The 19,803-nt window shown below is 60.2% G+C and carries 16 protein-coding genes; 5 read left to right on the forward strand and 11 right to left on the reverse strand.

Annotated features, from left to right (window positions below; translation table 11 throughout):
• Positions 1 to 17: 17 nt before the first annotated feature.
• The 5 genes from ACPEES_RS10695 to ACPEES_RS10715 all read right to left on the reverse strand — a co-directional run bounded on the left by ACPEES_RS10695 (position 18) and on the right by ACPEES_RS10715 (position 7,394).
• A complete protein-coding gene (locus ACPEES_RS10695) occupies positions 18 to 1,589 on the reverse strand; it encodes a glycosyltransferase (RefSeq protein ID WP_435103468.1) in 1,572 nt (523 codons plus the stop codon).
• Positions 1,590 to 1,931: 342 nt separating this feature from the next.
• Complete coding sequence (locus ACPEES_RS10700; RefSeq protein WP_435103469.1) at positions 1,932 to 3,776, reverse strand: glycosyltransferase; 1,845 nt, start codon at positions 3,774 to 3,776, stop codon at positions 1,932 to 1,934.
• Between the two features lie 20 nt (positions 3,777 to 3,796).
• Positions 3,797 to 4,981 carry an NAD-dependent epimerase/dehydratase family protein gene (locus ACPEES_RS10705; RefSeq protein WP_435103470.1) on the reverse strand — a complete coding sequence of 395 codons (1,185 nt, stop codon included), beginning with the start codon at positions 4,979 to 4,981 and terminating at the stop codon, positions 3,797 to 3,799.
• 64 nt (positions 4,982 to 5,045) lie between these two features.
• Positions 5,046 to 6,089 carry a polysaccharide biosynthesis protein gene (locus ACPEES_RS10710; RefSeq protein WP_435103471.1) on the reverse strand — a complete coding sequence of 348 codons (1,044 nt, stop codon included), beginning with the start codon at positions 6,087 to 6,089 and terminating at the stop codon, positions 5,046 to 5,048.
• Positions 6,090 to 6,104: 15 nt separating this feature from the next.
• The gene (locus ACPEES_RS10715; RefSeq protein ID WP_435103473.1) at positions 6,105 to 7,394 is read right to left on the reverse strand and encodes a glycosyltransferase; all 1,290 of its coding nucleotides are present in this window, start codon (positions 7,392 to 7,394) and stop codon (positions 6,105 to 6,107) included.
• Positions 7,395 to 7,504: 110 nt separating this feature from the next.
• On the opposite strand from ACPEES_RS10715, the gene ACPEES_RS10720 reads away from it, so the two are divergent.
• Positions 7,505 to 8,644, forward strand: a complete 1,140-nt coding sequence (locus ACPEES_RS10720; RefSeq protein ID WP_435103474.1) for a glycosyltransferase — start codon at positions 7,505 to 7,507, stop codon at positions 8,642 to 8,644.
• Positions 8,645 to 8,774: 130 nt separating this feature from the next.
• Here the strand turns inward: ACPEES_RS10720 and ACPEES_RS10725 are convergent, their stop codons facing one another.
• Positions 8,775 to 9,725: an Rpn family recombination-promoting nuclease/putative transposase gene (locus tag ACPEES_RS10725; protein ID WP_435103475.1), complete on the reverse strand. Its 951-nt coding sequence runs from the start codon at positions 9,723 to 9,725 to the stop codon at positions 8,775 to 8,777.
• Positions 9,726 to 10,205: 480 nt separating this feature from the next.
• Here ACPEES_RS10725 and ACPEES_RS10730 point away from each other — a divergent pair, with 480 nt between their 5' ends.
• The 3 genes from ACPEES_RS10730 (at position 10,206) to ACPEES_RS10740 (ending at position 14,409) form a co-directional block, all read left to right on the forward strand.
• On the forward strand, positions 10,206 to 11,108 hold the full coding sequence (locus ACPEES_RS10730) for a DUF4351 domain-containing protein (protein ID WP_435103476.1): 903 nt from the start codon (positions 10,206 to 10,208) through the stop codon (positions 11,106 to 11,108).
• Between the two features lie 743 nt (positions 11,109 to 11,851).
• Positions 11,852 to 13,591 (forward strand): hypothetical protein, encoded by a 1,740-nt coding sequence (locus ACPEES_RS10735; RefSeq protein ID WP_435103477.1) that lies wholly within the window; start codon positions 11,852 to 11,854, stop codon positions 13,589 to 13,591.
• Positions 13,588 to 14,409: a VanZ family protein gene (locus ACPEES_RS10740; protein WP_435103478.1), complete on the forward strand. Its 822-nt coding sequence runs from the start codon at positions 13,588 to 13,590 to the stop codon at positions 14,407 to 14,409. The genes ACPEES_RS10735 and ACPEES_RS10740 overlap by 4 nt, the downstream gene beginning before the upstream one ends.
• 58 nt (positions 14,410 to 14,467) lie before the next feature.
• On the opposite strand, the gene ACPEES_RS10745 is transcribed toward ACPEES_RS10740, so the two are convergent.
• The 5 genes from ACPEES_RS10745 to ACPEES_RS10765 form a co-directional block, all read right to left on the reverse strand.
• Entirely contained in the window at positions 14,468 to 14,896 is a 429-nt protein-coding gene (locus tag ACPEES_RS10745; protein ID WP_435103479.1) for a type II toxin-antitoxin system VapC family toxin, read from the reverse strand.
• 2 nt (positions 14,897 to 14,898) lie between these two features.
• Entirely contained in the window at positions 14,899 to 15,147 is a 249-nt protein-coding gene (locus ACPEES_RS10750) for an antitoxin (RefSeq protein ID WP_435103480.1), read from the reverse strand.
• Between the two features lie 252 nt (positions 15,148 to 15,399).
• Positions 15,400 to 17,139 (reverse strand): hypothetical protein, encoded by a 1,740-nt coding sequence (locus tag ACPEES_RS10755; RefSeq protein ID WP_435103481.1) that lies wholly within the window; start codon positions 17,137 to 17,139, stop codon positions 15,400 to 15,402.
• Positions 17,126 to 17,509, reverse strand: coding sequence for a DUF2304 domain-containing protein (locus ACPEES_RS10760; RefSeq protein ID WP_435103482.1), 384 nt, complete (start codon positions 17,507 to 17,509; stop codon positions 17,126 to 17,128). Before ACPEES_RS10760 ends, ACPEES_RS10755 begins: the two co-directional genes overlap by 14 nt.
• A gap of 4 nt (positions 17,510 to 17,513) precedes the next feature.
• The gene (locus ACPEES_RS10765) at positions 17,514 to 18,209 is read right to left on the reverse strand and encodes a glycosyltransferase family 2 protein (RefSeq protein WP_435103483.1); all 696 of its coding nucleotides are present in this window, start codon (positions 18,207 to 18,209) and stop codon (positions 17,514 to 17,516) included.
• Between the two features lie 548 nt (positions 18,210 to 18,757).
• Between ACPEES_RS10765 and ACPEES_RS10770 the strand changes: the two genes are divergently transcribed.
• Entirely contained in the window at positions 18,758 to 19,723 is a 966-nt protein-coding gene (locus ACPEES_RS10770) for a hypothetical protein (protein ID WP_435103484.1), read from the forward strand.
• The last annotated feature ends 80 nt before the right edge of the window (positions 19,724 to 19,803 follow it).

The following is a 19,803-nucleotide window of genomic DNA, read 5'->3' on the forward strand; positions in this document are numbered from 1 at the left end:
CAAAATATACTGATTTTCTACGGCATGTAGTGCTCTATATCGTCAGCGGCCACTTCCAGGCGCTCTTTTAACTTTTCACGAGAAACTTGCCAAGTATGCGTGGTCGCGTCGGCCCTTCGTTCGGCGATCAAATTGAAATCGTCCCCAAGAAAAATAACCGCGTTCCTTTCTGTATTAACTATAGCAGCGGAATCATTCCCATCTATCGCATAGAACGGGTAAGGTGTCATCTCGAATGACTTAGCGCGACCGGCAATAGAATTTCCTCCTGGCCAAATGGAACCCCGCGCAAACACCTCCCCCTCTGCAACGGTAAATGGCTGTGTACGAGGAGTCTTGCGCCGGTAGACTTCGTTTTCACCTTCAAAAGCAAACGGGCAGGGCGGCTTACCAAAACGGTCAGAGTCGATGGCGTGCTGAGCAAGCATTAAATCCAATATGTAGTGAGTGCCATAATGATCATCGTCGTCTACCTTGAATGCGTAATCGCCCTTGATGTTTGCATGCCCAATTTCCATAGCGGAGCCGGTAAAATGACCTTGAGGCAAGTACGTCAAAACCACATCTTTTCTCGGTTTATCTAAACCCAACTCTTGGTAGGTTGGAGGTTCATTGCCATTGAACACAAGCACGAGCTCTTTATTGGGATAACTCTGCCGCTCGAAAGTTTTATAGCAACGCGGCAACAGCTCTTTGCGATATGTCGGGGTTATCAATGACGCTTTTGGATACTCTTCCCAATCGTGGCTCACATTTAGCTGTTCACATATCGACCGTAACCGGTGGGAGAAAGTATGGCTCTGATATGTCTCACGCCAAGCAACATGCGCTTGGCGCTTTCGGTAGAGCTCATCCTGTTTCAAACGATAAAGCTCGATCAGGAAGCCAGATTCCGTCTCCTCTGCCAACACCAAGTTATGGCGTACGTCAACCCTATTCAATTGCCCTAGATGCACAATCGGCAAGTAGCTAGCCGCGGCCTCGAGCGCCATCCATTGCTGAGTGGTCGGTGTCGACAATGATCGCTCAGTGCTTATATAGGCCTTCGCGTATTTAAGCACATTGATACGACTTTCCCGTGTAACACAACCACGTATGCACGGGGCGAGCTCTTTATCGACCGCTTCCAACCGCCGTTTCGTTAGCTGATACCGCGACTCTACAATATCTAAAGCATGATCACGAGTCACTTCCTTGAGAAAATCAAAATTCTCCGGACGACGATCAAGGTCTCCCCATCCGTCAAACAGCACGCCCAATTCCAAGGCGTCATAATATTCATGCTTCCGGAAAGGATTATAAAGTGCAGGCTGTACACACGGAGGCAAATGCGTTGACTTAACTCCTTCAGCAGCCAAACGGCCAACTTCTCGGTAGTCCGCGCAAAAAACTTTCCGAAAGTTTTTTGCGAAATCCTTGTAATGATGATGATAAACCTGGTCAACCGTCAGCCAATAAGCTGTAGGAACTCCTGCCTTCTCAAAAGCATTAACTAACTCCACAAGGCTCTCAGCTTCCCCACCAAAAGTACACTGCGCCAAGCTCCAATGCCCCGTCGCCGTTTCCCACGTAGACTCAACGATTAACAAGTCGGGGCTTCCGTAATCCAGTATTGAACGCCAGTTCGAAGGGGTAAGCAGAAACAGTTCTCCCTCAAAACGCAGTCCGTGATATAAGTGATCACTAACTATCGCTGCAATGCGAAGTGTCGAATTAGCTGACTTTCTCGGCTCCCACCGTGGCACCGCAGGTGACCAATAAGCGAACATCGCCAACGCTCGATCCGACATACGCCGCTGCGCTAATATTGGTGCACACGCTGAAGAAACGCTATCTAGAGACTCTTGACACATACTCAAATTTCTTTATCCACGGATACAAAGAAAGCAGGGACACACGAAAAGAAACGCACCTTTAATTAAAGAACAGCACTAAACCATTAACTCATCAATGCTTTCATATATAACAGCATCTTTCTTCAAAGGAGCTGCGTTAATTTGCCAGGTATGAGTTGTCAAATCAACGCGCCGCTCTGCTACCAAATTCATGTCGTCGCTTGTCAATACGACAGCATCTTCAGCTACATTCCTATTCAAAATAGTATCCGCACCATCAATTGTACTTGGATGGTAATCTTGTTCGACGAAACTCCTCTTAGATCCTGACATGGAGTTCCCCCCAATCCACATATCACCTGCAGCAAGGTTTTTTCCATCCGATAACGTGTGGCGACGCATCTTGATTTGTCGGCGCAAATAGACACCAGGCTCCTTTTCAAACACGAAGGGACAAGGAGGCTTACCGAAACGACTAGCATCAACGCTTCTCTGAACGAGCATCAGGTCTAGAGTATAATTTTCTCCGTAATAGTCATCGTCATCGACCCTAAAAAAGAACTTTCCCTCCGCTCGTTTATGCCCCATATTTAAACATGCACCAGCGAACCACTCTCCCGGCACATACGTCAAAACCACATCTTTTCTCGGTTTATCTAAACCCAACTCTTGGTAGGTTGGAGGTTCATTGCCATTGAACACAAGCACGAGCTCTTTATTGGGATAACTCTGCCGCTCGAAAGTTTTATAGCAACGCGGCAACAGCTCTTTGCGATATGTCGGGGTTATCAATGACGCTTTTGGATACTCTTCCCAATCGTGGCTCACATTTAGCTGTTCACATATCGACCGTAACCGGTGGGAGAAAGTATGGCTCTGATATGTCTCACGCCAAGCAACATGCGCTTGGCGCTTTCGGTAGAGCTCATCCTGTTTCAAACGATAAAGCTCGATCAGGAAGCCAGATTCCGTCTCCTCTGCCAACACCAAGTTATGGCGTACGTCAACCCTATTCAATTGCCCTAGATGCACAATCGGCAAGTAGCTAGCCGCGGCCTCGAGCGCCATCCATTGCTGAGTGGTCGGTGTCGACAATGATCGCTCAGTGCTTATATAGGCCTTCGCGTATTTAAGCACATTGATACGACTTTCCCGTGTAACACAACCACGTATGCACGGGGCGAGCTCTTTATCGACCGCTTCCAACCGCCGTTTCGTTAGCTGATACCGCGACTCTACAATATCTAAAGCATGATCACGAGTCACTTCCTTGAGAAAATCAAAATTCTCCGGACGACGATCAAGGTCTCCCCATCCGTCAAACAGCACGCCCAATTCCAAGGCGTCATAATATTCATGCTTCCGGAAAGGATTATAAAGTGCAGGCTGTACACACGGAGGCAAATGCGTTGACTTAACTCCTTCAGCAGCCAAACGGCCAACTTCTCGGTAGTCCGCGCAAAAAACTTTCCGAAAGTTTTTTGCGAAATCCTTGTAATGATGATGATAAACCTGGTCAACCGTCAGCCAATAAGCTGTAGGAACTCCTGCCTTCTCAAAAGCATTAACTAACTCCACAAGGCTCTCAGCTTCCCCACCAAAAGTACACTGCGCCAAGCTCCAATGCCCCGTCGCCGTTTCCCACGTAGACTCAACGATTAACAAGTCGGGGCTTCCGTAATCCAGTATTGAACGCCAGTTCGAAGGGGTAAGCAGAAACAGTTCTCCCTCAAAACGCAGTCCGTGATATAAGTGATCACTAACTATCGCTGCAATGCGAAGTGTCGAATTAGCTGACTTTCTCGGCTCCCACCGTGGCACCGCAGGTGACCAATAAGCGAACATCGCCAACGCTCGATCCGACATACGCCGCTGCGCTAATGTCGATCCATTTCGCGTGAACTCCTCCGCCACTGCAGAATCCTGATAGGTAAATTGCATATCCGTGCCCCTTCTGCCACCTACCACTTCACGCCACGGAAAATCACATCCTTGCGGATGTTACCTCGGTAACGCTCCACCACTCGGAACATACCGGCCATCACCTCATCGGTGAGGTAGTGTGGCTCGACGCCGATATCGATCAGCCCCTGGTACGTCGGGTTGTAGTAGTGCTCCTCGGCCTCCTTGCGCGGATTGTCGAGGTGGTCGATCTGCACGTCGTAGCCCAAGTTGGCGCCAACGCGCTGGGTGAACTCCGCGAGCTCCAGCGCGGTAAACGTCTCCATGATCTGGTTGAAGATGCGGAATTCGCCGGCTTTTGCGGGGGTTTCGACCGACTTGCCGACGCACTGGAGCGTGTCATTGATGTTGAGGTAGCCACGGGTCTGACCGCCACGCCCGTAGACAGTCAGCGGATAGCCGACGACGGCCTGGGTGATGAATCGATTGACGATCGTGCCGAACACTTCGTCGTAATTGAAGATAGGGTAAAGACGCTCGTCGCCCTCGGTCTCGTGGGTCTCTAGTCCGTAGACCGGCCCCTGCATGAGGTTGGTGACGCGAAGCCCCCACATGCGCACGCAAAACCATATCAGGTCCGTGTCCATGACCTTGGTGGTATGGTAGAGAGAGCCAGCCTGGCGCGGGAAGAGGAATCGGTCCTGCCGGCCCTTGTGCTCGATATCGATCCAGCCTTCTTCGATATCGATGTTGGGCGTGCCGTACTCACCCATGGTCCCGATGTGCACGACGTGCGTGTCAGGGCTCAGGTCCTTGAGAGCGAACATGAGGTTGTTCGTCACCAACAGGTTGTTGGAGACGGTCAGGTTGGCCGTCTTGTAGTCGATCAGCGAGAACGGTGCGGAAGGCTGTTCGGCATAGTGAATGACGGTTTCCGGTACGCCCGTAAATTCGTCATTTACCGCCCAGCTATATGTCACCCGACCGTCGAACAGCGACCGCATGAGCTCCGCATCGGTCAGATCGCCGATCACGACCTTGATTTCCCGCCCGGTCTTCTCGTACCAGAGCTTGGCGCGCGCTTGCAGCGTCGGCACCGGGTAAAGCATACCCACGTCAATGGCGGTGCAGTTGTTACGGCGCAGATAGTTGTCAACGACGGTGACGTCGTATCCACGCTTGGAGAAATACATGGCCGTCGGCCAGCCAAGGTAACCGTCACCACCGAGGATCAGAACGTGCATGCTATTCACCTTAAACCAATACGTTCGCAGACCTGAGTCCACCCCTCACGGGCAGAAGCGAATCCTAGTCGTCGTCCATGAGGCCGTTGCTCAACAGGAAGTCGCGAATTGCCTCCTGGCTCAGAACGGGCTCATTGCTCGAGTTATATGGATTTCTCACCTCGCGCGAAACGACGTCAGGATACTCGTATTCAATATCCTGGTAGAGCGCCGTAAACGCGGGCAGGACGGAGAAATACGATTGCAGCTCGACGGTCCGCCGCATCTCCTCCGCGCTCATCAGCTCCTCATAGAGTTTCTCGCCGGGCTTCGAGCCGATCACCTTGATTTCGATCTCGTCAGCGTCCAATCCGTAGCGGGGTGCCAACTCACGGATCATGACTTCGGCGAGGTCTTCGATGCGAATGACGGGCATTTTGGTGACGAAGACTTCGCCGCCATGGGCAAGAATGGCAGAATCGATGACCAACCGGGTCGCCTCGTCGATGCTCATGATGAAGCGCGTCATATCCCGGTCGGTGAGGGTTATCGGACCGCCCTTGCGGACCTGATCCCGGAACACCGGTATAACAGACCCCCGGGAGCCCAGCACATTCCCGAACCGCGTGGAGGCGAACACGGGGCCACCTGCGTGGCCATTGCTGTTGGCTGCCGTGATCAGGCGCTCCCCCATCAGCTTGGACGTTCCCATCACATTCGTGGGGTTCACCGCCTTGTCCGAGCTCGTGAAAATTACAGTGTTAACATCCGCCGCCTGGGCGGCTTCTATGACGTTCTGAACGCCCAGGATGTTCGTTTGAACCGCTTCGAATGGAGACCGCTCGCACAGGATCACATGCTTGAATGCAGCAGCGTGGAAGACGATGTCGACGCCCCGGAACTTCTCGGTTAGCTTCGCGGTGTCGCGAGCATCCGCCAGGAAGAAGTGTACCTCTGGGTGCTCCGCGTACTGCTGGTCTATGAAGAAAAGCTCGGATTCGTTGTTATCCAATCCGATGAGGGAACCGACGTCGTAGTCACTGACGAGATGCTCGACAAGCTTCGAGCCGACAGTTCCACACGCGCCAGTCACCACAACCTTTTTGTCGCTGAAGTAGGCCTGTTTCATCCCGGGTTATTGTCCTTACGCTAGGTTCAATGCAGCCAGGATCCGGCCTAGCTGCCCATTCCAGTCATATCTTTCGGCGTATCGCCGCCCCGCCGAAGGATCGTGTGAGTGGGTGAGCGCACGTTCCACCAGAGCAACGAGGTCGTCGACGTTCCTGTACCGCCACACAGGTATATCCTCTGCCTCGGTCTCTGCCCAGCTTGCGGAGATGACCGGCAGGCCAGCCGCGAGGTATTCCAGCATCTTGAGCGGACGTACACCGCGGAGTGCATGCGGCTCGTCCGCCGCCCCCCTGAACGGAACGATCCCCGCCACTGCATGCTGCATGCAGGCGGGCAACTGCTCGTGAGCGACATGCCCTGTAAAGACGACGTTTTCGGGCAGGGACATGCCTCGCGACGAGACGTCCCGCGGCCCCATCATGACGAACGATACGTGCGGTAACCGTCGTGCGGCCCGTGCGATCGTGTCAAGGTCCACCCGGTCATCTATGGCCCCCGTATACAGCACCAGGGGGCGCTTTACGCGCCGTATTGCGTCGGGAATTGTACGCGTGCACTGTCGGCCGGAGAAGGCATCGACGTCCACGCCGTTGGGCACCAACGCAGCCTTACAGGGGTTCAGGCTATCGACATAGTCCGCCAGCGTCGCTGCCGAATAGACCGTGAGGTCGACCTTCTGTGCAATGTCCCGCGCGAGGCCGTGCGCTCTGCCCTGCCACCCCGGAAATCGCTCGTGGTCATCCATCACGCGAAAAACGGAATAGTCATAGGGCAACCAGTCGAGCAGCCAGCCATAAGAAAGATTGTCTATGTAGAGCAACGTCGACTCGTGCCGTAGGACGTTGCCGCGTAGCCGGCGTCGAACTTGCGGGAGAAGCGTTCGCCACCAGTGGCGGCTCGTAATCGGCGCTCGCAGAAACGGACGACCATCCGGTGCGACAACGGCGAATGGGACATAGGACTCTATGGCGCCGCCCTCGTGCCGCGTCGGCGATGAGCATGCCGTGCGTACCCGCTGCGACACCTCCGGTGCAGCGATCCTGGCCATGTGAAAAGGCGTGACGGCCGCGGAGAGGTAGTAGACTTTCCAGCCGCGCCGGGCGAATTGACGCGCCAAGTGCTGGCTACCCACTTGTCGGGCGGACCAGTAGGGGTGCGTACACGCCATCACCACCGCGTTATCGCCGCTGGCCGGCTCGCCGTTGTTCGTCTCCATGGTTCCGGTGACTTCGGAATAGGTCGCCCATGTGGGCAGCAAGGCTACCAGATGGCGAACCGCGGCAGGCAGGACTACGTCGCACATACACCGCATTTGTGTCACATGCCGACGGACGGCATCAGCGGGCTACGCAACTTCGTGTGCTTGCCGTACCCTGCTGCCACGATTCTACCCGGTAGCCCCCTTGGAGCAAGATGCGCGTCCTCCATATCGGCAAGTACTTTCCGCCATTCAACGGCGGCATCGAGAACTTCATGGCGGACCTGGTGTTGGCCACGACACCGCTCGGGGTCGACGTATCCGCGGTCGTGCATCACTCGCCGGATGCGCCGAAGCACGTCACTCGGGAACACTGGCATGGTACGGCGATTCATCGGGTACCTTCGTATGGCCAGATCGCCTACGCACCGATCAGCCCGGCATTCCCATGGGCCTTGCGCCGTGCGATCTCCACGGAACGCCCCGACGTTCTCCATGTTCACATGCCCAATACGTCGGCTTTCTGGCTGCTGGGCCTGCCGGCGGCCCGGCGTCTGCCCTGGGTGGTGCACTGGCACGCCGATGTGGTTGGTCCGGGCATGGAGGAGAAGCTGCGGCGTCTCTATCCATTCTACCGGCCGCTGGAGCAGACGTTGTTGCGGCGTGCGGATGCGATTGTCGCGACCTCGCCAGACTATCTCTCGTCCAGCGAGGCGCTGGCACGGTGGCGGAGCAAGGCCGAGGTCATCCCGCTCGGCCTGCCGCTGGAGCGCGTATCGGCCGACGCTGACGGCATGCCGTGGCAGTATCCCGAGCGGCTGAAGGTTCTCTGCGTGGGACGGCTGTCGAAGTACAAGGGTATCGACCGGCTCATCGAGGCGGCTGAACGGGTATCCGGCCTGGAGGTCGTCGTCGTTGGTGACGGGGAGGAGAAGCCGTCGCTTCAAGCGCTGGCGCAGGGCGGTGACGGGCGGTCTTCGATCCGTTTGGCGGGCCGCGTGACGGATGCCGAGCGCAATGCGCTCATGGCGAGTTGTGACGTGCTCTGCTTGCCCTCGCTCAACCGAGCGGAGGCGTTCGGGGTGGTGCTGTTAGAAGCGATGGCGCTCGGTCGGCCGGCTATAGTAAGCCGGGTGCCTGGCTCCGGAATGAGCTGGGTCGTTCGTGACGGTGAGACGGGGTGGCATGTGCCACCGGGGGATAGTGCGGCACTGGCGGAGCGTCTGGCCTTGTTGCGCGATCAGCCCGAGCTGTTGGCCCCTGCGGGAAGGGCGGCGCGGGCGCGGTTTGATGCAGAGTTCCGTATCGATCGTATCGCCGCCCAGGTTAGCGCGCTCTACCGCACCTTGGCTTGAGCGATTCCCTGTAGGGCACATGGAGCGAAACGGAATGTGCCGGCGGGCCAACGTCGGAAGCGGCCACTGCGCTTCGCTTCATGCGCTCGACACACTGCCGGCCAATACGCTGACGCGCCCAGGGGTCCACTTACTGGTGGAATACCTCTTCGACGCACTCGGCGGTGAGGATATTCTCGCCCCACAGCAGCAGCGTCTCCGCGTCGGCCTCGGCGATGCGCTGGCGCGTCGCCTCATCAAGCGCACCGAACCGGCGCTCCATCTGGCGTACCAGCAAGGCTGCCTCGCCCTCTTTGCGCCCCTCTGCCAAGCCCTGCTCGCGCCAGTCCCGGCTCCAGTCGATTTCGCGTTCCGAGAGCATAGTATTCACCTCTTCCAGATCCGTGACCTCCGGGATCTCCGCCCCCGGCACCCGCCGGGGCAGCAGCACCCGCTTGATCCACACGGTAAACGCCCGGCGCAGACCGGTCTGCTCCGGGGCGGCCAGCCAGTCCGCGAGCGCCGTGATCACCGCTCTTAGATCGCCGGGGCCGCGGCTTCGTTCCAGCCGGAAGAGCGCAGCCGCCAGGTTGCGCACCGACGGCAAATCATGCTCGTCCAGCGCGCCTTCGTCGAGCAGCAAGTAATTGAGTGTCGGGCGGTAATGCTCGAGTCCGCCGGGCACTGTCTCGATCAGCTCGGCCATGCTGGTCGGCGCGCGCCAGGGTCGGTCCCCATTGTAGAGCACCAGCGGCAACACCGGCGGCAGCGTGTCTTCATCGGTGACCTGATCGCCCCGGACGAGCTCTTGGTAGAGAAGGCCCACGTAGGTGAGCATGCGCACGGCCATGAACCGGTCATTAGTGGATTGGAACTCCAGCAGCAGGTAGACGTAGAGCCAGCTGCCGCGCCAGCGCACCCGCCAGATGATGTCGTCCTCGCGGTCGAGGAGGTTGTCGGTGACAAAACTCTGGTTGACGCGTTCCAGCGTGGTGAAGTCCACCTGCGCCACCCAGTCCTCGTGGACGAAGCCGCGGATGAGGTCGGCGACCATCACCGGATGGGAGAACAGTAGCCTGTAGCTGTGATCGTGGTCGGGCATGCGTTGTCGTCCTTGACGGTTGCTACCGCTCGGTACCGGCGGCACGAGGGCGCGTGAGGCGTTCCGGTGCCCACGTCTGTCGCGATTGCGCTTCAACGTAGCATGGATCAGAACGTGCGCATAAGCGGAGGCCTTCGCGCTTATCCGTCAGATGGAGCCCAAGTTCGATATGCGCCCCCCGACCAGCGCCGGCACATCGAGACCGCCGACGCCGACAGCCTGTTGGCGTGGTCCGAAAACATTCTCACCGCCGAGCGGCCCGAGGACGTGTTGCGCTGAGGTGGGGTGGTCGTGTGGGGCGCATGGAGCTTGGCGGAGTGTGCGGCCGGGAGCAGATTGTTCAACCATGGCGCATTGCGCTTCGCTCCATGCGCCCTACAGCGACAGCGACGCGGGTTCAACGGGGCGCTGCCGGCTGGCATAGTAACTTTTCAGCCCGCGCGGGAGGGACACCCGCACCACGGCACAAGGACCGGCCCGATGAACCACGACCAGAACTTCAAGAACCTCATTCTCGACTATCCGCGCCAGGCGCTGCGTTTTTTCGCCGCCGAGGAAGCGGCGGATGTGGACGACGCGGCCCACATCGTGCCCATCCGCCAGGAGCAACTGCAGGAACGTCTCGGCGAGCGCTTCCGCGAGCTGGATGTCCCGCTGCTGGTGGAGTGGCCGGACGGCCGGCGTGAGGCAGTGCTGTTCGCGTTAGAGGAGGAGAGCACTGCCAGTCGGTTCAACATCTACCGCCTCGCCCACTATTGTTTGGATCTCGCGGAGCTATTCGACACCCATCGTGTGGTGCCGGTGGTGATCTTCCTTCGTGGCCAAGCCGCACCGGCGAAGCTAGCGCTAGGCGGGGACCATCACCGCTATCTCCGCTTTCACTACCTCGCCTGTGAGCTCACGACGTTGCCGGCCAAGCGCTACCTGGCGAGCGACAACCTGATCGCCAGGCTGAATTTGCCAAACATGGCTTATCCGACCGCCGACAAGGTGACCATCTTCGCCCAGGCGGTACGCGGGCTGTTGGGGTTGGAGGCGGATCCGGACCAGCAGGCCAAGTATCTGGATTTCATCGACATCTACACAGCGCTCGATGATAATGAACGCGACGAATTCGAGCGCCGCTATACGGACGAGGCACGCACTATGAACTCCTTCGCCGAGCGTTTCACCGAGCGGGGTCTGCAACGGGGGCTGCAACAGGGTCTGGAGCAAGGGCGGCAAAAGGGCGAAGCCGCGGTGCTCATCCGGCTGATGGAACGAAAGTTCGGTGCGCTCTCAGCGGCGCAGCGTCGGCGTATCGAGGCGGCCGATGTCGATACGCTGCTGGTGTGGTCCGAGAACATTCTCACCGCCGAGCGACCCGAGGACGTGTTGAGTTGACACAGCGTGACCGCGTAGCGCACATGGCGCGTTGTGGGAATGTGCCAGGCGGGGCGCTGTGATGGTGGACGCCGCTTCGTTTTTCCCACCGAACAGTCCCTAACGCCCCCTTCCGGCTTGTCGGTTGCCGAGAGCAACCGACTTTCCCCGCACGGGTTCCGCCCTTCGCACCCGGCAGCCGAACCCGTCCCACAGAGTAACCGATGTCGGGCACCGCCTGCGGCGGTCCCCGACCTACGTGACCGAACCCACGGAACCGACCGGGCAACGCCGCCGTGCTCGCCGAAGCACCGCCGCTGCACCAATGGCCGTAGGTCGGCGGCACTTGGCAGCCGACATCTCTGCGACGGGAATGTCGGCCCACGCTGTGCGCTCGCCGACCTGCGGCGATCGTTCAGCGATGTTCATGCACAGCGCGCTTGGCCGACAAAGGAGTATCCACGGTGATGGTGTGCGCTTCGGCTACCCTACGACCCCTGACGCCCCCTATCCTTCTGTGACGCCAGCTACAGCGCACCGGTATAGCGAGAACCCCGGTGGCGTGCGCGGGATGCCGGGTTGGGCAACGCAGTAACTCACTGCTCCATGCGTCGGGCGTCGCTCGTCGGTATAGTGCGCTCATGTCGACCAGCGAATCGCGATCTCCCCTCGGCATTTTGATGCGGCCTTGCATTGCCCTGGTCGCGCTGATGGCTGTAGCGCCGTCCTTTGTGGCCGGGCAGACCGCGTGTGGCGGGCCGGAGGTGGCACGGACTTTTGCGACGGTAATCGATGAAGCCGGCGTCAACGCCGACTGGAAGTTGCTACGCGAAACACTGGCCAGCTCACTGTCAGCAGTCGATGTGCCGTTCAAGACCCCAGCCATCGACGACGCCCTGAGCCAGCCTTTTTCGCCGGAGATGGTCTTTACGGCACGCGACGTCTTGCCGGCGCTGTTTCGGCGCTCGTCAGCCACCTGCCAACGGGAAAGCGCCTGCCCGGTAGCCAGCCGGGAAGGGTCAGCAGTCGAGGCGCTGCTTGCGCGCATGAAGGCCATTGACGCCTCTCTCGCACGAGCCTTTGCAGAGCTGCCGCCCGACGTCGACACCGCGGCCTTGCAGGATGCACTGCCGGCGTTGCTGGAGCGCACGTCAACCGGCACTGATCTCTCCGATCACCCCCTGGGTACGACACTCCTGGCGGCAGCGCAGGCCATCGACCGCCGGGCGCTGCACCAAACCGCGGCGATTCTGCGGAACCTGGTCTCGCCGGCGCAGCTAGAGGCGTTGCGCGCAGCGCTCATCCAACGATCCCCCATTCCTACGCCGGAAGCACTGCACAAGCACGTGAGCGGCCCACTTCTGGCGGCGCGGCAAACGCCGATTGGCTGGCTCATTATCGGCGGGGCTGACGATAACGTTTATCGGGGCCCGGCTGCGCTCATCATCGATCTCGGCGGCAATGATCAATACGAGGTGCCCGCGCCGGCACGCACCCACGCGGTGATCGATCTCGCCGGCGATGACCATTACCGTGCCGACGAACCGGGTGGCCTCGCCGGTGGCATCCTGAGCGCTTCCCTGGTGGTCGACGTGGCAGGCGATGACCACTACCGCGCCCAGCTCGTGGGTCAAGGGGCCGCGGTACTCGGCATCGGGGTGCTGGTGGATCACGAAGGTCATGACCGCTATCGGGCCGGCACGCTCGCTCAGGGCGCTGCGCTATTCGGTATCGGCATGATCGAGGATTCGGCCGGCGACGACCATTATCGCGCCGCCAAATACGCCCAGGGCTTTGGCGGGCCGGGTGGGTCGGGCATGCTGCGGGATTCAGCGGGCGATGACCAATACCACGCCGGCGGAGTTTATCCGTCGAGCTACGGCATCGACGGTCACTACCAGGCGTTTTCCCAGGGCGTCGGCATGGGATCCCGCGGCAGTGCCGCCGGCGGTGTGGGCGTCCTCGAGGACCTGGCCGGAGACGACGTCTACCATGGTGGCAATTTCACTCAGGGCGTGGGCTACTACCTGGGTGTCGGTCTGCTCGCTGACGCTACCGGAGCCGACCGTTACCGGGGTGGGCGCTACAGCCAGGGCGCAGGCGCTCACCTTGGTGCTGGTATGCTGCACGAAGGTGCAGGTAACGACAGTTACACGGGCCGTACCGCAGCCAACCAGGGCGCCGCCTGGGACCTGGCTGTAGGAAAGCTTCTCGACTGCGGTGGCGACGACGACCACTACGCCGCAGACCTATCCCTGGGCGCGGCGGCACAGCATGCCGTCGGTGCGCTATTCGATACCGAGGGTGTTGATACGTATATCACGGGCGCCCATGCGCTGGGCGTTTCCGGCAAACGCGATTACGGTGACGGACGCGATGGCGCCGGCAACCTCGGCGTTTTCCTCGATGCCGGCGGGACGATCGACGGGTATCCCGTCGACGGTCACGGCAAGGACGATTCCACTATCCTTCGCGGACAACACGGCCTGTTCATCGATCAATGAGCGAACGACGTGCGGGCATCGGCGCGGTCATTCTGACGGCTTACTGGCTCGCCACGAGCCTTGGACACCTGGCGTTCTCGAAGCTCCTGGTCACCACCTGGCAGTGGCCGCTGGTCGGCGCGGTTCGCCCGGCCGACCACATTGGATGGGCTGTCCTGTTGGCGGCCTTCTTTGTCTTCCCGCAACAGGTGCGCCGGGCCCGGCTGGCATCCGTGCGCTCACCGACCCTGATCGGCTGGGGCCTGTGGCTGGCGATGTTCGTGGCGGTCGATCAGTGGCTCATCTACTCGGTTGCTGAGTATCTGCACTATCCCCAGTACGCCCTGCTCGCCTATCTGCTCGCTTGGTTCGCCGACCCGGATCGCAGCCGGCTATTGCTCGGTCCGGTGTTGCTGGCGACGACACTGCTCGGCATCGCCGATGAACTGCTTCAGTATACCTATGTCACTGTTTCGTACAGCGACTATGTGGACTTCAACGATTTCCTGCTCAATCTGCTCGGCGCAGCGGCGGGCGTATTGCTCTATTACGGCTTTCGTCCCTGGCGAGTGAACGGCCAGCCGCCTACCGCCACGGAACGCGTGTGCGCGGGAACGGTCGGATTCGCCGTGCTGTCGTTGTCGTTACTGGCTGTGGCGGGGTTGGCTGCGACCGGCGCCGATGGCATGTCATTCCTGGCACGCACTCCCGAGCGCTACGGGCACTGGCTGCCAGGGTCTCACCAAGGCCACTACTGGGCGGTGCCGCCATGGCTCGGGAGTTTGCTGCTCGGTGCCACCGGGGCGCTTTTTTCGAATTTGCCGCGGCGGTTGCGGTAAGCCCGGTTTCGTGTGGCTTCGCAGCGGATGTTTCCCCGGCGTAGCGGTCTACGCTTCGTTACATCCGCCCTGCGAGTCCTTGATCCGAGAGCCAGTCCTCGACCGCCAGGTCGGGGACACGCTCGAACTCACGAATGTTCGCCGTCACCACGGTGAGCCCAAGCGCCCGTGCATGAGCAGCTATGAGCATGTCATTCGGGCCGATAGGTGTGCCCGCTCGCTCGAGGTCATGGCGCAGTGCAGCGTAATGGGCATCGACAGGCGGCTCCAAAGGCAAGATCTTGACCGCCGAGAGAACCGTTTCGAGCTGCCGAACGAGACGCTCGGAACCGCTCTTCGCTGCGCCGAAGCGTAGCTCTGCGGTAACGACCACGCTCGTACATACGCTGTCCTCACCGACGGCTGCAATACGTGTCGCCACCGATCCTCGGGGCTTGCGCACCAGCGCGGATATGATGTTGGTATCGAGCAGGTAGCCTGGACTCATCGCTAGAACTCGACATCATCCGGCGGCCCGAGGCCTTCGTCGATATCGGGGAAGGGCTCGTCCAATTCGGGCAACTCGTCGAGTATCGACAAGAGACGCCGGTGACCAACCGGTTCGATGACCAGGTGATCTCCCTCCCTGCGGATAATCGCCTCGTTACCCTCGAGCTCGAACTCCCGCGGAATCCGTAATGCCTGATTGCGCCCGTTACGGAACAGGTGGACTCGTCTCTGGTCCTTTCGTGACGGCATCGCTCCACCTCCATAGCCACGCCGGCATATGCCAAGACATAGGCTGAGTATCTATCGCCAACGCTACGCCGTCAACACATAGCCCCCCCTGGATACCACGCCCGTTAGCGATGGGGTGAAGTTGCCCAGCACTCACCAGGGTCACTACGCGACGGTGTCGCCGGGACGGATGGGATAACCCCGGTTTCGTGTGGCTTCGCTGCGAATGTTTCCCCGGCATGGCGGATTGCACTGCGCTTCATGCGCCGGACTTCATCGTTCGGCCAGGCGTTTGAGCACCTTCTTTGCGAGCGGGTGTCCGGGATTTACCTCGAGAACCCGGCGGGCCCGCTTCAGGGCCCTATCCGGGTGATCCTGCGCCAGATCGAGTGCGGCGAGAACGGCGAGTGCGTTGACATTCGGGTAGGTGTCTACCGCCTCCTCGATCTCCTTTCGGGCCCGGCCCATGTCGGCGAGGCTCAGCAGTGCCAGGCCGCGCGCCTCGTGAAAACGGCTGCGCTCAACCTGCGTGAGCTCATCAACGGGCACTTTGCGAGCGAAATGCAGCGCCTTGCGATTCTGGCCCGTGTAGTGCAACGCCATGACCGTATTCACGAGCGTCGCACCAGGCACTTCCAGGCCATAACTGGTTCGGCCCTTGTTGAGCGCGGTACCGAGGGCATCCAGCGCCTCCCGGTGCTTGCCATCGCGCATGAGCTCCTTGGCGAGGCTGGTCCACGCACGGGGCGAGGAGGAAGACAGCTCCGCGTCAGCACGGAGGAACGCGATACGATCCTGCCACAACAGGTTCCGGTTCACCGTCAAACCGCTGAAGGCGGCGACCGCAAGCCCTACCGCTACCCATCCCGCCACTTTGAAACGGCCTCGCCCGATGAGCCAGGCCAATGCACTGCCCACGGCCAGGGCGATACCGGCGTTCGGAAGGTAAGTACGATGCTCGAAGGCCAGATCCGTTATGGGGAATATGCTCGACTCCACGGCGTGGGCGATGTAGAAGAACAGCATCCCGAACGCTGCCATCGGAAGACGCCGCCAGAAAGCGAACGCGCCGGCGATCAAGGCGAGGTGCCCGACAGTGGCCAGGGCAGTGCCCCATTGATGGAAACCACCGGCGAGGGCAATATCGTACTCGAGGCGCTGATCCACGGGCAGGAAGAACAGACCGACGTACCGCCACAGCACCTCCATCTGCGTGGCGAGGTAGTCCAGCCGGGAGATGTCCATGGTCTCGCGGGTGATGCCCACCTGGTTCAGACTGTCCAGGTTGACCAATGCGTAAACCGCGATCGCCAGCAGCGCCGCGGCTGCGGCAAGTACCGCGCGCATGCGCGGCGAAAGCTTCTGGAAGAAGACCAGCTCGACCAGCAGCAACGCAACGGGCAGCGTGGCGGCGTTCTGCTTGGTGAACAGCGCCAAAGCCGCGCAGAGCGCGCAGGCAGCGAACCACCGATACGATGAATGGACGCGCGCCCAGGCATAAAACGCCATGCTCGCCAGATAGAACATCGCTACCAGCGAGGCATAACGCTGGACTATATACGTGACCGCCTGTGTCTGGAGGGGGTGAGCGACGAAGAGCAATGCGGCAATCAGCGGCAACCACTTGGCCCAGCCATCCCCGGCGGCGCCCGCCATTGCCTCACTGCGGATCAGAGCGGCACCCAGAGCCCACAGCGCCAGCCCGGAACCGATGTGGATCAGCACATTGACCAGGTGATAGCCGAACACGTCCTGGCCACCCAACGCATAGTTGGCCGCCAGGGTCCAGGAACCGACAAAGCGCGATGGCGCGTGATTCCAGATCGCGCCCAGATCCGTGGGATCGTGTAGCGCGAAATTCTCCACGATGGAGCTGAAATCGTCGAAATAGAACGGTACCTGCATAGCGGGCAGATACAGCGCCGCCGCCAGCAACACCAGGATCGCCAACTGCGCCCAGTGGGCAAGGGATAGCCTCGTCGGCGCAGCTTCATTCGGGCTAGCTGCGGCCATCATCACCTCCGCGCGGGTCAGAGCGTTCTTCCTGCACCCGCGTAAGCTCCTCTTCCAGGATCGCCAGACGCTGGGCTAGCCGAACCACCTGCTGGCGCGCGCGAGAGCGTTCGATATCCCCGATCAGTGCCTTGAGCAACAACGCGACGATACCGAAAAGGAAAAGCAGGGACGGCGGATAGCTTATCCCAAGCGCGCTACCGGCCAGGTCCACCAGTGACGGGAACACACCGAAGACGATGGCCAGTGTCGCCACGACGATCCACCACACGGAATACTGGGCGTGCAGGTGGTCGCGCCGCACCGCCCACACGATCACTGCGGCGAGAAACACGCCTACCACGGCGGTCAGAATCATATAACCTTCCATGCGCCTATCCCTCGGTCTCCCGGTGCCACTGCCGCGGTTCGCCGGGGAGCACGCGCCGTTTACTGAAGCACATCAACGCTGAGTAAGCGAGGTAGTAAGCCACCACGAACCATGACCGGAAGATCCGGGATTTACCGTCGGCGCGCTTGCACATGGGCACGGACGTCTCGACCGCACGGCAGCCACGACGCATCAGCAACAGCAGCACCCCGACATCCTGATACTCGATGAGGGTGGCTTCGGCCGCGGAGACGACTTCCATGGCGCGCCGATCGTATAGCCGGTAGCCGGAGGTCAAATCGTTGATGCCGAGGCCGCCAAGGTGACGGAGCACATGGCAGGCCATGCGTCGCGCGGGACTGCCCCGCGACCAGCACGCGGCAACCACTACGTTGACAGGGCGCTTTCCCGCGCACATGACCTCCAGCAACTGACGAATGTGCGCGGGGTCATGCTGGCCGTCGGCGTCGATGGTGACGGTCCACCGATAGTGGCAGCGAAGCGCATACCGAATGCCCGCCTGCGTCGCCCCCCAGGCGCCAGCCGAGAACGGTAATCGGATCACGGTGGCACCGTGGCCACGAGCCACTGCCACGGTCGCATCCGTCGAGCAGTCATCCACGACCAGCACGTCGAACCCTTCCGCCCGCGCACTGGTGACCACAGCCCCGATGGCTGCTTCCTCGTTTTTGGCCGGCATCACCACAAGGGTCTCGTGCCGGAACTCACACCACGTCGGTGCGTCCAAGGCGTTCCCTTCCTGGCCCGTCGCAGCCTGGCTGTTCGTGGATAGCGGCATTAATGACGTCAAACCGGATGATTGCAAATGCGACCACGCGGCACAGACAACGCGGCCGCTGCGAGGCCGTATCCTACGGGAAGATACCGCCTCGAACCATCAACGCATGTACGGTGCGCCCGTTCGCCTGAGCCGCTGCGATCCGGCTGCTCCGTTGGGAAAGGGCGACACATTCGGCAGCAGGCGAACGGTTGCTTGACGATGCGCCGACGCCAACCCGGCATCTTCCACGAAGGTGTCTGTGTGACCATAATGCGCTCTTTCGATACCTTTGGCCGGGCAGTGGCAAACGCAGGGACACGAAATAGTAGTGACGTCGACCTTCCGGTGCTCGCCTGCACAGCCAACAACGCCAGCGCCCAGGCAGACCCTTTAAGGCAGCGACACGTGCGCAGACTGTGACCGGCGCCATGCGACAACCTCCGCACACGCGCAGCGGGTCCGCGGTAATGCGGCGCTATCTCGCAATGCTGGCAGCCTGTATCTGCCTGGTGTATTGCGCTGTGTGGGCCGCGACAGAGCTCGGCCGCTGGCATTTCCTCGGCCCCGAGTTCGGCATGTGGCAGGCGAAATCCGATCTACTCGCCCAGGCGGGGGAGACGACACCAGATACACTCGTCATCGGTGACAGCCGTGCCATGGCCGCTGTCAGGCCCGGGCTGCTGCCGGGGCGTAATGTCTATAACCTTGCCCTCGGCGGCGGCACCACCGTCGAAGCCTACTACGTGCTCAGCGAGCTCGCCGCCAGCGATGCGTTGCCGGAAACACTGGTGCTGTCGTTCGCGCCGTTTCATCTGGAGTTCGAGGATGCGTTCTGGGCACGAACCGTCGCATTCCGCTTTCTGACACCCTCGTACCTGCTGGATCTCTACGCGCGTGGCGGCTGGCGCACGTTCGGCAAAGGGCCGCTCGAAGCGACCGGCCGATATCTCGGCCTGCCCTACTACCGCGTGCCTGCGCTCCGCAAGGCGCTCGACGAAGGATTCCACGGGCGGACGACACGCCGTCTTTATCGGGAAACCATGACCCAGCGGGGATGGCACCTATTCGGTGACATGCAGGCGCCGCGCTGCCTCGTCCAGGAGACCGCACTGGAATCATTCACCCCCGACGCCCTGCTTACGGGGTACCTGAAGAGAACGCTCGAGATAGCCCAAGACAACGGTATCGATATCTACTACGTCAGCCTGCCCTACAGTACGTACAACATATCGCGCATACGCCCGGGCTACCTCGCCGGGTATCGATCGTACATCGCGGATCTGACGGATCGCTACGGCGCGGCCCGCATCGCGACCCCCGCTGCCGTGCCCCTCACGATGATGGGCGACTGTTCACACGTAAACGTCGCGGGCGCCAAGGTGCTGACGTCGCTCATCGCGCAAGCGATCCGCAATACAGAACGAGCGGGATAGCGACGTGCTATTCCACTCTTTTGCATTCATATTCGCCCTGCTACCAATTGCAGTCACTACGTATCGGTGGCTCAGCCGCA

Origin of the sequence: Arhodomonas sp. AD133, assembly GCF_051195215.1 — a bacterium.
In the GTDB taxonomy this organism is placed as follows: Bacteria; Pseudomonadota; Gammaproteobacteria; order Nitrococcales; family Nitrococcaceae; genus Arhodomonas.